Origin of the sequence: Acinetobacter sp. YH01005, assembly GCF_013420465.1 — a bacterium.
GTDB classification, from domain to species: domain Bacteria; phylum Pseudomonadota; class Gammaproteobacteria; order Pseudomonadales; family Moraxellaceae; genus Acinetobacter; species Acinetobacter amyesii.
In genome coordinates this window covers 93,351-106,524 of the sequence record NZ_VOYA01000007.1, presented here as the reverse complement: position 1 = coordinate 106,524, position 13,174 = coordinate 93,351, and the positions used below count along the sequence as shown (strand labels likewise).

Genomic DNA, 13,174 nt, shown 5'->3' with positions numbered 1-13,174 from the left:
TTTTTTTTGACACACATGGCTTTCAAGATTGAATTTTTGGACTGCTCTTTGCTGTCCTGTAATCCTTGAAAGATGAAATACACCTAGGTTTCACCGCCTAATCATGACAATGGATACGAGTGTGCTACCGATTATTATATTGTTACCGTTAATACTAGGCACAACACTTGTCTCGTGGTTGAAGCAATTCTCTCGCGGGGTAACAGCTTTAGGGGCGATTGGCGTCAGCCTCAGCAGTTTAGTTTTATTATTGAGTCAGGCCCCAGATGTCTTTAATGGCAAAACCATCATTCAAACTTGGCCGTGGCTCACTCAAGTTGGCATTGATTTCAGTTTCCGTCTCGATGCACTGGGCTTGTTGTTTTCCCTGCTCATTACGGGGATCGGCACCTTAATTTATATCTATGCCTACTATTATTTAAGTCCAAAGAATTCGCTCAGTAAACTGTATGTTTTATTGATGCTGTTCATGGCTGCCATGCTCGGCATTTCATTGTCTAATAATTTAATTTTATTACTTATTTTCTGGGAACTCACCAGCATTTCATCTTTTCTGTTGGTCGGTTATTGGAGTAATTACGACGCTGCTCAGCGTGGCTCTCGAATGGCTTTGACCATTACAGGTATGGGTGGTTTATGTATGCTGGGTGGTTTTGTTCTGTTGGCGCAAATCACGGGCACCTATCAGATTGACCAAATCCTGACGATGAGTAGCCAAATTCAGCAGCACCCGCTTTTTGTACCTACACTGCTATTAATTTTAATGGGGGCCTTTACCAAAAGTGCGCAGTTCCCTTTCCATTTTTGGTTGCCAAATGCCATGGCGGCACCGACCCCCGTCTCGGCTTATCTACACTCTGCTACGATGGTGAAAGCCGGAATTTTCCTGCTTGCACGCTTATTGCCGATCTTTGCAGGCGCGGCGTTGTATCACAACTTGGTCACCTTTATTGGCTTATTTACCCTATGTATGGCGGCCTTCTTTGCCATTTTCAAAGAAGATTTAAAAGGGCTTTTGGCCTATTCCACCATCAGTCATTTAGGTCTGATTGTTTGCTTACTCGGGATCGGCTCTCCCCTCGCAGTTTCCGCTGCCATTTTCCATATCATTAACCATGCAACCTTCAAAGCAGCCCTATTTATGATCGCGGGGATTATTGACCACGAATCAGGCACGCGTGATTTACGAAAACTCTCTGGTTTATGGCAATTACTTCCGTTTACCGCAACGCTGACCATGATCACTGCGGCCTCTATGGCAGGTGTCCCATTAACCAATGGTTTTCTTTCTAAAGAGATGTTCTTTACTGAACTGTTAGCCAACCTGACTGGGCCAGTGATGATCGTGTCAGCCATCATTGCCACCTTTGCCGGTATCTTTGCTGTCGCGTATTCGGTGCGTTTGGTTCATGGGGTGTTTTTTGATGGTCCATTAGGGAAAGATGTTCCTAATAAAGAAGCACATGAACCACCGTTTGGCATGCGCGCACCGGCAACCTTACTGGCTGCTTTATGTATTTTAGTTGGACTCTTCCCTGCATTATTGGTTGAGCATATTGTCAATAGTACCGCGCGTGCGAGTATTCAAAATACTGCGTTTGAAGGTACACATTTAGCGATTTGGCATGGCTTAAATGCCCCCCTTTTGATGAGCGTGATTGCACTCTTGGGTGGTTTAGTTTTCTATTTCGCATTGGCGAAGGGCGGCAAATTACGCCGGATCGACTTAGATCCACTTTTAGGTCGATTACAAGGTAAAGTGCTGTTCGACTTATTTTTAAAGCATCTATTACTCAGCTCAAGAAAGTTCCGTCGCTTTACTGAAAATGGCAAATTACAAAGCTATTTATTATGGATTTTAATCTTTAGTGTGGCCATCGTCATCGTTCCATTTTGGCTGCAAGGCATCGGCACAGGCAGCCGTGAACTGGTACATGCACCGGTCATCGCGATCGTTCTATGGCTATTATTATTCTCTGCATGTTGGATGATGCTTTGGTTCCACCATGAACGGATTAAAGCCGTCCTCATCAGTGGTGCAGTCGGTCTAGTTGTGACCATGGTGTTTATCTGTTTCTCCGCTCCCGATTTAGCGTTGACACAGATTACTGTTGACGTGGTGACCACCGTGCTCTTACTCATGAGCTTATCGTTATTACCACAGCTCACCCCTTATGAGTCGAGCGTGTCACGTCGTTGGCGAGATGCATTGATTGCGATTATTGCAGGTCTAGGGATTGCATGGATTTCATGGTTGATCATGACCCGCGATCATAATTCCATCTCATGGTTCTTCATGCAGCAGTCTATCCCACTTGGCGGTGGTACCAATGTGGTCAACGTGATCTTGGTGGATTTCCGTGGTTTCGATACCTTTGGTGAAATTACCGTACTGGGAATTGCCGCAATTGGTACGCTGTGCATGATGGATGGTATGCGTGCTCATGGCACCACCATTACGCAAGGTCTAACCTATCGTTTTAATCCGTCGCCACTGATGTTCCGTATTACCTCATCTTGGATTTTGCCTTTGGCCTTGGTGGTCAGTCTGTATATTTTCCTACGGGGTCATAACTTACCGGGCGGTGGCTTTATTGCAGGTTTAATTACCTCTTTGGCCTTAGTGATTCAATATATTGCGCTTGGTCAAGACCGTGCCGAACAATTGATTGGTGCAAAATCAGGTCGCTTATATGAAGTGTGGATTGGTATTGGTTTAACCATTGCAGGTCTGACAGGGATCGCTGCTTGGCTATGGGGCCGCCCATTCCTGACCAGTGCCCATATCTATGTCTCACCACCCATTTTAGGTGAAATGCACCTTGCCTCCGCTGCCCTCTTCGACACAGGTGTCTACATCACCGTTGTGGGCGCGACGATGTTAATGATTTCCGTCTTAGGCGACTCGCGTCACTCGAGTATGTCTGGTCCAGTTCCAAGAGGCGAATAAGATGATTAGTTTAGAATTTTTACTCGCTTCAGCCATTGGCTTACTGACTGCAACAGGGGTCTACCTGATTTTGCGGGCACGTACCTTTCCTGTCGTACTGGGTTTAGCCATGATTGGCTATGCCGTGAACTTATTTTTATTTGTCATGGGGCGTATTCATGTCAACGCACCTGCCGTGTTAACTGAAACCACCAAAGCGACCGATCCTTTACCACAAGCCTTGGTCCTGACAGCCATTGTGATTGGCTTTGCGACCACTGCCTTTATCGTACAATTGGCTCTGCGTAGCCGCTATGAAACTGGAACAGATCATGTGGACTCCAAAGAAGAAATACCGCAAATTGACCCGCGGGAGGATGAGCCATAATGCATGACTTCATCCAATTTTGGACTACGCATAGCCCGATTTTCAGTATTTTAATTCCTGCAATTACTGCATTTATTTTAGTCCTGCTGGGCAACCCCGGTTCTGGCTCGTTGGCGCATGACTGGCGACAACCTTGGCGTCGCGGAATCAGTTATGTCTCTGGTATCCTCGGACTGATCACATCCATCAGTTATTTGATGATTGCCAGCTCTGGTCAAGTTTTGGTTTATAACTTGAGTGAATGGGCCGCACCATTCGGCATCGTTTTAGTCTTAGATCGACTCTCAGCTTTCATGTTGGTGCTGACCTATGGACTTGCTGTGCCAGTGATGTGGTTTGCCAGCAAAGAATGGGACGAGCGTGGTCGTTATTTCCATGCCATGTGCCATTTCTTACTGATGGGTTTGTGTGGTGCGTTCCTGACAGGCGATTTATTTAACCTGTTTGTGTTCTTTGAAATCCTGTTGATGGCATCATATGTTTTGCTCTTACATGGTCAAGGCAAAGCACGTTTTCAGCTTGGTATTCATTACGTCACCATTAACCTATTTGCCTCTGCCCTTTTCCTGATTGGACTCGGGATGATTTACGGCAGTGTAGGTAGCTTAAATATGGCTGATGTTGCACGACTTATGCCTTTGCTTGAAGCGGATCAACATCGTATTGCTGTGGCTGGTGCATTGTTACTGTTCACTGTCTTTGGCATCAAAGCTGCAATGCTGCCTGTAGGGTTCTGGTTACCAAAGACCTATGCTGTGGCAACCACGCCTGTGGCAGCCTTATTCACTATAATGACCAAGGTCGGCATCTATGCCATTCTCCGTGTCAATGGTACTGTGTTTGACGATGGGATTAGCCGTGAAATCTTACAACAGTGGTTGTTACCGATTGGCTTAGTAACCTCGCTCTATGGTGCCTATAGTGCTATCGGAACGGATCGCTTACGTCGTTTTGTCGGTTTTATGATTTTGTCTTCTATCGGGACAATATTGGTTGCGATTTCACTCTTTAATACTGATGCATGGGCTGCGGGGCTTTATTACCTGATTCACAGTACCATCATTGGTGCAGCTTTTTATATTCTCTCGGGTTGGATTACCTCACAACGTGGCGAATTTAAAGATCATTTTAAAATTGCGCCCCGTATGAAACAGCATAATACCGTTGCTGTTTGCTATTTCATCATTGCGTTGATGATGGCTGGTCTACCGCCATTTAGTGGATTTTTGGGTAAAGTATTTCTCTTGCAAGCAACGGCCAATTCACCTTACCAAATCATGATTATTTTGATCGTATTGTTGGTGAGTTTACTCAGTATTATCGCATTCACCCGAGTTGGTTTTGTGCTTTTCTGGCGTTCATCTCGCCCAGAAGATGATATTGATACTGAAGAATATCAGCGTTATCAGGCTTTGCCGAATAAGGCACCGCTTCGTAATGACAAAACCATTTATCTGCTGTTAACAGCGCTTGTGGGATATATGGTTTTTGCTGCGCCGATCTATGACTATACCTACAAAACTGCACAGCAAATTCAAGACAATCCATTATATGAATCATTGCTGCTAAAAAAGGATGAAAAAGGTCAAATCATCAGTGTTCAACCTTATGATCCTGAAAATTTACCTGAAACCAAATATGGTGGTGAATCAGCCGATCCAAATGCACACCTCATTCCTGCATTGATTGCACCTGAAACTCTACATGGCGAGCATATTTCTGAGTATAAGCAACGCCAAATTCAAGGACAGCAACAAGAAGAAAAACTACCTGAAGAGACCCAACTAAAACCGATGGAGGCACCTTAACATGGCGAAAACATCTGTATTAAATCGCTGGTTTCCGCATCCATTGGTATCAGTCATGGTTGGTCTGAGCTGGGTGATGTTAGCGCACAGTCTAGATGCGGCCACACTCTGCATGGCCTTGGTTTTAGCCATTGTTATTCCACGATTGGTTCGCCCTTTTATTGACCGAACGCCGAATATCAACTGGCTGGCAGCATGTAAATTATTCTTTGTGGTGCTGTGGGATATTATTGTCAGTAATATCCATGTTGCAAAATTAGTCCTTGGGCCAACACATAAACTGCACCCGAAATGGTTCCGTGTTCCTCTCGATACACAGCATGAGGAAGTCAATTCTTTACTTGCGATGATCATCACCACCACACCCGGTACAGTGTCTGCTGGGATTGACCAAGACCGTGGTGATATTTTGGTCCATGCGCTGAGCACGGATGACCCTGAAGCGGAAATTCAAACCATTAAAGAGCGCTATGAACGCCCTCTCATCCTCATTTTTGGCGCTGATACAGGAGAATCCACATGACAATTTTACCGTATGCGCTTGGCATCTGTTTAGTTGCGGTGACGATCTCGATGTTACTGTGCCTCATCCGCTTAGTGATGGGACCCTCAATCGTAGACCGACTACTTGCTTTAGATACCTTATTTTTAAATGCCACCTGTTTAATTGTCATTTTAGGTATTTATTGGGCAAGTACATCGATGTTTGAGGGGGCATTATTGGTTGCCATGCTTGGGTTTGTGTCTACAGCCGCTTTAGCACGATATTTCACCACTGGCCACGTCATCGACTAGGAGTACATTAATATGCAATTAGTCATGGAAATTTTGGTCTCGATTTTTTTGGTTATTGGCGCTTTTTTCATGTTGGTCGGCGGTATTGGCATGGTTCGCCTACCCGACTTATTTATGCGTCTGCACGCACCGACCAAATCGAGCACCTTAGGCTTAGGAAGTTTTCTAATAGCTGCAATTATTTATGCGGCATTTCAAGGCCGTTTTGGTTTTGCAGAGATCTTGATCACGCTCTTTGCCTTTATTACAGCACCGGTTTCTGCAAACCTTATGGCGCAAGCGGCATTACATTTACGACTGCGCTCGATGAGTGGTGATGCACCAGAAGCGCTCAATCGCCCTCTTCCTTGGCAACGAACTCGGCGCCGTGCCTTTCACTCTAAAGTCCATTCAAAACCGGAAGATCTGGATTAATTCCAGATCCAGTTTTGTTTATGTCTTTGAGCTAAAAAATTCTTTGATTCGCATCCACATTTTTTCAAATACGCTACTTTGAGCCATATATTGCAAACGCTTTTGGTTATATGGCGTCGTTTTTAAACCATATTTTTCAGCTAAATCAATCAGCATATTTGTTTCATAACTACTTTGAAAATGATCAGACCATTTAGGCTGATATTGACTCATCTCAAGATTCGCCAATTCTTGACATCCTCACCCCCTTAAAAGAGGGTGATTCCTACAGCTAGACGCTTATGCCCAAGCGCAAGAATGTTTAGAGCTGAGTTTATATCTCGATCATGAGCTGTACCACAGCTCATGCACTCCCATTCTCTTATTCCAAGATCTGTCTTACCTTTTGGACTACTTGAGGTGATCTCACCGCAGCACGAACAGATTTGGGTGGTATAGGCTTCTTGGACTTCTTCAAACAATACGCCTGCGTTCTCGCATTTATACTTGAGCATTGTTTTTAGTGCAGAAAATCCTGTATCCAAAACAGATTTTGCCATTTTGGTTTTTACTAATTTTTTAGCACTCAAGTCACCTACAATAATCAATGCATTTTCATTCACAAGCTTGGTGCTTGCTTTATGCAAATGATCTTTTCGACTATTTGCAATCTTGGCGTGTAATGCACTAACACGCTTCTTATTCCTGGCTCTCTGAGCAATACCTAATTTCTGCTCATATTTTCGATAGAATTTTGGATTTGAAATTACAGTGCCATCAGAACAGGTGGCAATATCTTTTAAGCCTAGATCAATACCAATCGCTTTGGTTGCTGTCGATTTATCTTGCTTAGGCGATTCAACAACAAGACATACATACCAACGCCCACGGCTATCCTCTACAAATGAACCTGTTTTTAACGTGTATTTGCTTAAACCGTAGCTATCCCAAAGCTTAAATTGGTGTTTTCCATACTGGACATATCCATTGGCATATTTGATAGCCACCTTTTTAAAGGGAACCCATCCCAAAGAGCGCCTTGCTGATTTTTTATTGCTGACACGCCATTTCAGCTTTGCCTTTTTAAATTGCTTTCTTCGGGTGACTAATTCTTCAGTTACAGCCTGAATGGTTTGACTATGTAAATTACATTCTTTGGATGTGCCTTTCGTATATTTGGCAATATCAAAAGCAGAGAGAAATTCACCTTTCCGCTTCAAATGCCTAAACCCTAAATCATTGACATAATTCCAGACGAAGTTCACTTCTGATGCTAGTTGGTCTAACACCTTGCAATGTTTATCTTTTATACGTAATTTAAGGGTTTTCATGTACTTATATTAACAATCAAAACTCAAGGAAAATAGTCCTTAGTTAAATCAAACGACACTTCAGGTCGTGTCGCTTATATCTCTGACCTGAAGGACAGAGTTTTACGCTCCATTTGATAAAACAGCTGTGCCATCACGGCATTCTGTCTTGAAACAAAATTTTTCCGCTCATTAATCTGTAAACTGGCCTGCTCTCGTATAGCATCATATTCTGCCGTTGTGAGTTTTCGCTGATTCTTCCAGTGCGCATCAGGTACATAACCTGTTCCATAATGTACATTCAACAATGGAAATTCATGAAAATATTTTGCCGTCGCACGTTTTTCTTTGGCTGTTAAAATATTCAGATGAATCCATTCACTGCCAAGATGAATCGATGGATCACGCTTCATACCTTCAGCAATCCATTTTTTGGCTAGTGAAATATTGCCGATCAACTCATAAGCTGTGCCTAAATTCACTGCCGTCTTCGGTAAACCTGGATGCTCATTTTCAATTGCACGTAAAACCTTAATGGCTAAATCGTAACGGCCTGCGTAGATCTGATGTACGGCATAATCATTTTCTGCCTGATAGTCTATTGGGCTAGGATGCCTTGAGACAAAGTTCTTCAATTTTTCGTCATGATGTTCTTCGTGTTGATTTTCTTTTTCTGAATCAGATGTATAAAAATCTTCTACATAGGTATTTAAACCTGCCCAACTTGGCATAGTGATGAGTAATATGCTGCTCAATAGCATGATTTTTTTTATTATATTGTGTGTATAGACTGGACTATCCAATGTCATTTTCAAGCTTAGTTTTATCATCTAGTTATAATTCTGTGTGTTATTGGGTATTTTTAAATAATGACCATTCAAACATAAAAAAGCCACCCGAAGGTGGCTTTTTTCATTCAGCGAACTGAATTATTCATCATCTTTTTTTGCTTCGTCAGTAGGAGGTAAGTCCTTGACCGCTTCTGCAATTAGACCAAACATATAGTTGCCATAAGCATTTGTTTTGTCGTAATGGAAACGCAAACGTGGCGTAATACGTGTTTTGATACGACGGCTCAGTTCATGACGCAAGAAACCAGATGCTTTATTCAAGACATCTAAAGTTTCTTTATTTGCGGCTTCACTTTGCTCATCGCCTAGCTCACGACCCATTACAGTCACATAAACTTCGGCATATCCTAAGTCTGGGCTCACCTTCACGGCAGAGATGGTCACAAGACCACCTAAGCGTGGATCTTTCAGCTCCTGACGGATCAGTTCTGACAACTCACGTTGTACTGTATCCGCCATACGCTTCAGACGTTGACTACCCGCCATTAAAGACTCCGTTTAATCAATTGAACATCGTACACTTCAATCTTATCTTGTGCTTTGATGTCTTTATAGCCTTTCACCGCAAGACCACATTCCATACCGGCACGAACTTCTTCAACCACATCTTTGTAGCGACGAAGAGATTCAAGCTCACCTTGGAATACCACCACGTCATCACGTAATACGCGAATCGGTTTATTACGGTGTAATGTACCTTCAAGTACCATACAACCTGCAGCAGCACCGAATTTACTTGAGTGGAACACTTCACGTACTTCAGCAACACCAAGAATTGTTTCACGGTGTTCAGGCGCTAATTTACCGCTCATCGCATCTTTCACATCATCAATTAATTGATAGATGATCGAGTAGTAACGAATGTCGATACCATCAGCATCAGCTTTTTGACGTGCAGTATTATCAGCACGTACGTTAAAGCCGAGAAGAACCGCTTCTGATGATTCAGCAAGTGTTACGTCAGACTCAGTGATCGCACCAACACCTGAACCAATAATACGTACTTTCACTTCATCAGTTGCAAGTTCAGCAAGTGCAACGTGTAATGCTTCCAAAGTACCACGTACGTCTGTTTTCAATACCACGTTGACAATAGGCACATCTTTCTTGCCCATAGACGCCATGATATTTTCAAGACGCATCGCAGATTGACGCTCAAGACGTTTTTGACGTTCACGATCCATACGCGCATCAGCAACTTCACGTGCTTTTTTCTCGTCATTTACAACAAGAACTTCATCACCCGCCATTGGCGCTTCTGGTAGACCCAAGATTTCCACAGGAATCGAAGGACCAGCAGATTTAATACGTTGACCATTTTCATCTGTCATTGCACGTACACGACCGTATGACGAACCTGCAAGAACAAGGTCACCCACTTTCAATGTACCGTTTTGAACAAGAATCGATGTTACCGCACCACGTCCTTTGTCTACACGTGCTTCAATTACAACACCTTGTGCCGCACCCTCTTCAGATGCTTTAAGCTCAAGAAGTTCGGCTTGAATTGAGATCAAGTCAAGAAGTTCGTCGATACCTGCACCGCTGTGCGCAGAAACCATTGCCACTGGAACGTCACCGCCCCATTGCTCAGGTACGATTTCTTTCGTCGTCAACTCATTCAATACGCGATCTGGATCAGCAGACTCTTTATCCATTTTGTTGATAGCAACAATAATTGGCGTACCTGCTGCACGTGCATGGTCAATCGCTTCAGCAGTTTGTGGCATAACACCATCATCTGCTGCAACAACCAACACTACGATATCTGTAGATTTCGCACCACGTGAACGCATTGCAGTAAATGCTGCGTGTCCCGGTGTATCTAAGAAAGTAATAATACCTTTTTCAGTTTTCACATGGTATGCACCGATGTGCTGTGTGATACCACCTGCTTCACCTGCAGCCACTTTAGAGCGACGAATACGATCAAGAAGTGATGTTTTACCATGGTCAACGTGACCCATAATTGTCACAACTGGCGGACGAGTGGTTTGGACACCACGCGCTTCTTCAGCTGCTTCAAGTAAGTTATCTTCTGCTTGTGTATCCGAAACAAGTACTGGATTGTGACCCATTTCTTCAACAACAAGTACTGCGATTTCTTGATCAATCGCTTGGTTTTGAGTAACCAATTCGCCCATTTTCATGAGTGATTTGATAACTTCGCGAACTTTAACCGCCATTTTCGCAGCCAAGTCAGCAACAACAATTGTTTCACCAATTTCAACATCATAAACTTGTTTTTTAACTGGTTTTTCAAAGCCATGCTTGTTCGCTTGACTTGTTTTTAAACCACGTTTATGTGAGTTATCACGGAAAGATTGCTCTTCGCCACGACGACCACCTTTTTTAGGTGAACGTGAATTGTTGGTATTGGTACCACGTTTAATTTCACGGTCTTCTTTCGCAAATGAATCTTCATATGCCTGACCTACAAGGCCGGCAGCAAGCGGAGAATCATCTACAACACGAATGGTCGCAGTAGTGTCTTCGTTAGAATACTTAGACGCCATTTGACGCATTTGCTCAAGCGTACGTTGTTGCGCTTCTTCAGCGGCTTTACGACGCGCCGCTTCTTCTACAGCTTTCAATTGTGCTGCTTGAGCTTCACGTGCTTTTTTCTGTTCTAGAGTTTCAACAGGTTTTGTAATTGGCTTGTTGTTTGACTTACGTTTTACAACAACCGCAGCTTTCGGTGTTTCTTGCTTCGCATGTTCTTGCTTCGCAGCAGCACGCATTGCTTCTAAAGCTTGTTTCGCTTTAGATACTGGTTGTTGCTTCGGTTCTTCAGCTTTCGCTTCAACCTTAGGTTCCTGTTTACGTGCTTGTTGGTCAGCTTGTGCTTTCGCTAATGCTTCAGCTTTAATTTGCTCAGGATCCGGTTTAACAAATGTATGTTTCTTACGAACTTCTACATTAATCGTTTTTGCCTTGCCCGATGTACTCGCCACTTTAGCAGTACTGGTAGTTTTACGTTTCAACGTGATTTGTCCTGCATTGCCCGCATCCTGACCATGAACTTTTTTCAAATGGTTAACGAGGGCATTTTGTTGTTCAGTGGAGATAATATCGTCAGGTTTAGTTTGTGGTAAACCCGCATCACGAACCTGTTCCAGCAGCTTCTCAACTGGACGACCCACGCTGAGAGCTAACTCCTTAATCGACTTGTCCGTCATATATTACCTCCTAGTTAAACCATGATTCGCGCGCTTTCATAATAAGTTGACCTGCTTTTTCAGCACCTAAACCTTCGATATCAGAGATATCGTCAGTGGCTTGATCTGCAAGATCATCTACAGTTACCACACCGCGAGCGGCAAGCGCATATGCGATTTCTTTAGTCACGCCTTCCATTGCAGCAAGCTCTTCGCTTGGCTCTTGGATGTTTTCTTGTTGCTTCAATGCATCAGCCAATGCAATTTCTTTTGCACGACCTTGTAGCATTTCAACAGTTTCAGCATCAAGTTCGATCTCATCGAATGTTTCCGCAGGAACATACGCGATTTCTTCTAATGATGTGAAACCCATTTCAACTAACGCCATCGCTAAGTCTTCATCAATATCTAGACGTGTAACAAACATATCTAAATATTGTTGCGCTTCGTTTTGTTGGCGTGCGTGATATTCTTCTTCAAGCATCATATTGAGCTTGTAACCAGTCAATTCAGATGCTAAGCGTACGTTTTGACCTTGAGAGCCAATTGCACGTGCTAACTGATCACTCGTTGCAAAAATAATATCTGCAGTACGTTCTTCTTCATCAATCACGATACCTGATACATCAGCAGGCTCTAGAGCACTTGCAATGTACTGTGCCGCGTCATCAGACCAAACGACTACATCAATACGCTCACCATTTAACTCTGATTGAACTGCTTGGATACGTGTACCACGCATACCAATACATGCACCTACAGGATCAATACGGTGATCGTTTGTTTTCACAGCGATTTTAGCACGAACGCCAGGTTGGCGTGCAGCAGCCTTAATCTCAATGATTTCTTCAGCAATTTCAGGAATTTCTTTCTTCATCAATGCAATGAGCATTTCTGGTTTAGAACGAGAAAGTAATAACTGAGCACCACGGCCTTCACGGTTTACGTTAAACAAAATCGCGTTCACACGTTGTTTAGGACGTAGAATTTCTTTAGCGATCATTTCTTCACGCGCAAGATATGCTTCTGCATTGTCACCTAAATCAATGATAAAGCCATCTTTGGTTTGTTTTTTCACTTCACCGTAGATGAGTTCACCAACTTTAGATTCGTAAGCATCTGCAATTAGTGCACGCTCTGCTTCACGAATTTTTTGAACAATCACTTGTTTCGCAATTTGTGCCGCAATTCGACCGAAATCAATCGATTCAACTTCAAGTTCACGAATATCACCAATTGCCCATTTTGCAGGATCTACATCAGAGATCGCATCTTGGCATGCTGGCATTTCGTGATCTTCGTCGGCAACCACTTCCCATTGACGGAAAGTACGGTAATCACCAGTACGACGGTCGATTTCTACACGTAGACGAGCTTCTTCCGAGTGAGTTCCCTCGTAGAATTTCTTCTTAGTCGCTGCAACTAAAGCTTGTTCAAGCGCTTCAAAAATTGCATCACGACTTACACCTTTTTCGTTACTAACCGTTTCTACTACGGTAAGAATTTCACGAGCCATAAGTCACCTATTCGTTCAGATTCTTA

At 43.4% G+C, this 13,174-nt stretch carries 12 protein-coding genes; 6 read left to right on the top strand and 6 right to left on the bottom strand.

Annotated features, from left to right (window positions below; genetic code table 11):
- Nucleotides 1-109: 109 nt before the first annotated feature.
- From FTT72_RS06695 to FTT72_RS06670, 6 genes are read left to right on the top strand one after another with little or no spacing between them, the layout of a single operon-like run.
- Nucleotides 110-2,950, top strand: coding sequence for a monovalent cation/H+ antiporter subunit A (locus FTT72_RS06695; RefSeq protein WP_180178103.1), 2,841 nt, complete (start codon nucleotides 110-112; stop codon nucleotides 2,948-2,950).
- A 1-nt stretch (nucleotide 2,951) separates the two neighbouring features.
- The gene (locus FTT72_RS06690; protein ID WP_078189407.1) at nucleotides 2,952-3,317 is read left to right on the top strand and encodes a Na+/H+ antiporter subunit C; all 366 of its coding nucleotides are present in this window, start codon (nucleotides 2,952-2,954) and stop codon (nucleotides 3,315-3,317) included.
- The gene (locus tag FTT72_RS06685; RefSeq protein ID WP_180066124.1) at nucleotides 3,317-5,125 is read left to right on the top strand and encodes a monovalent cation/H+ antiporter subunit D; all 1,809 of its coding nucleotides are present in this window, start codon (nucleotides 3,317-3,319) and stop codon (nucleotides 5,123-5,125) included. Before FTT72_RS06690 ends, FTT72_RS06685 begins: the two co-directional genes overlap by 1 nt.
- Nucleotide 5,126: 1 nt before the next feature.
- The gene (locus FTT72_RS06680) at nucleotides 5,127-5,648 is read left to right on the top strand and encodes a Na+/H+ antiporter subunit E (protein ID WP_180012108.1); all 522 of its coding nucleotides are present in this window, start codon (nucleotides 5,127-5,129) and stop codon (nucleotides 5,646-5,648) included.
- Entirely contained in the window at nucleotides 5,645-5,920 is a 276-nt protein-coding gene (locus FTT72_RS06675) for a monovalent cation/H+ antiporter subunit F (protein ID WP_078189410.1), read from the top strand. Before FTT72_RS06680 ends, FTT72_RS06675 begins: the two co-directional genes overlap by 4 nt.
- Nucleotides 5,921-5,932: 12 nt before the next feature.
- Nucleotides 5,933-6,334 (top strand): Na+/H+ antiporter subunit G, encoded by a 402-nt coding sequence (locus tag FTT72_RS06670; protein WP_168378199.1) that lies wholly within the window; start codon nucleotides 5,933-5,935, stop codon nucleotides 6,332-6,334.
- Nucleotides 6,335-6,352: 18 nt separating this feature from the next.
- Here FTT72_RS06670 and FTT72_RS06665 read toward each other — a convergent pair whose 3' ends face one another.
- The 6 genes from FTT72_RS06665 to nusA form a co-directional block, all read right to left on the bottom strand.
- The gene (locus FTT72_RS06665; RefSeq protein ID WP_180005485.1) at nucleotides 6,353-6,547 is read right to left on the bottom strand and encodes a hypothetical protein; all 195 of its coding nucleotides are present in this window, start codon (nucleotides 6,545-6,547) and stop codon (nucleotides 6,353-6,355) included.
- A gap of 35 nt (nucleotides 6,548-6,582) precedes the next feature.
- Nucleotides 6,583-7,644, bottom strand: a complete 1,062-nt coding sequence (locus FTT72_RS06660) for an RNA-guided endonuclease TnpB family protein (protein ID WP_180178071.1) — start codon at nucleotides 7,642-7,644, stop codon at nucleotides 6,583-6,585.
- A gap of 74 nt (nucleotides 7,645-7,718) precedes the next feature.
- Complete coding sequence (locus FTT72_RS06655) at nucleotides 7,719-8,384, bottom strand: M48 family metallopeptidase (RefSeq protein ID WP_180010649.1); 666 nt, start codon at nucleotides 8,382-8,384, stop codon at nucleotides 7,719-7,721.
- A gap of 168 nt (nucleotides 8,385-8,552) precedes the next feature.
- Entirely contained in the window at nucleotides 8,553-8,960 is a 408-nt protein-coding gene (locus FTT72_RS06650) for a ribosome-binding factor A (RefSeq protein WP_078189413.1), read from the bottom strand.
- Nucleotides 8,960-11,653, bottom strand: coding sequence for a translation initiation factor IF-2 (gene infB, locus FTT72_RS06645; protein ID WP_180092143.1), 2,694 nt, complete (start codon nucleotides 11,651-11,653; stop codon nucleotides 8,960-8,962). The genes FTT72_RS06650 and infB overlap by 1 nt, the downstream gene beginning before the upstream one ends.
- 10 nt (nucleotides 11,654-11,663) lie before the next feature.
- A complete protein-coding gene (nusA, locus tag FTT72_RS06640; protein ID WP_078192558.1) occupies nucleotides 11,664-13,148 on the bottom strand; it encodes a transcription termination factor NusA in 1,485 nt (494 codons plus the stop codon).
- Between the last annotated feature and the right edge of the window lie 26 nt (nucleotides 13,149-13,174).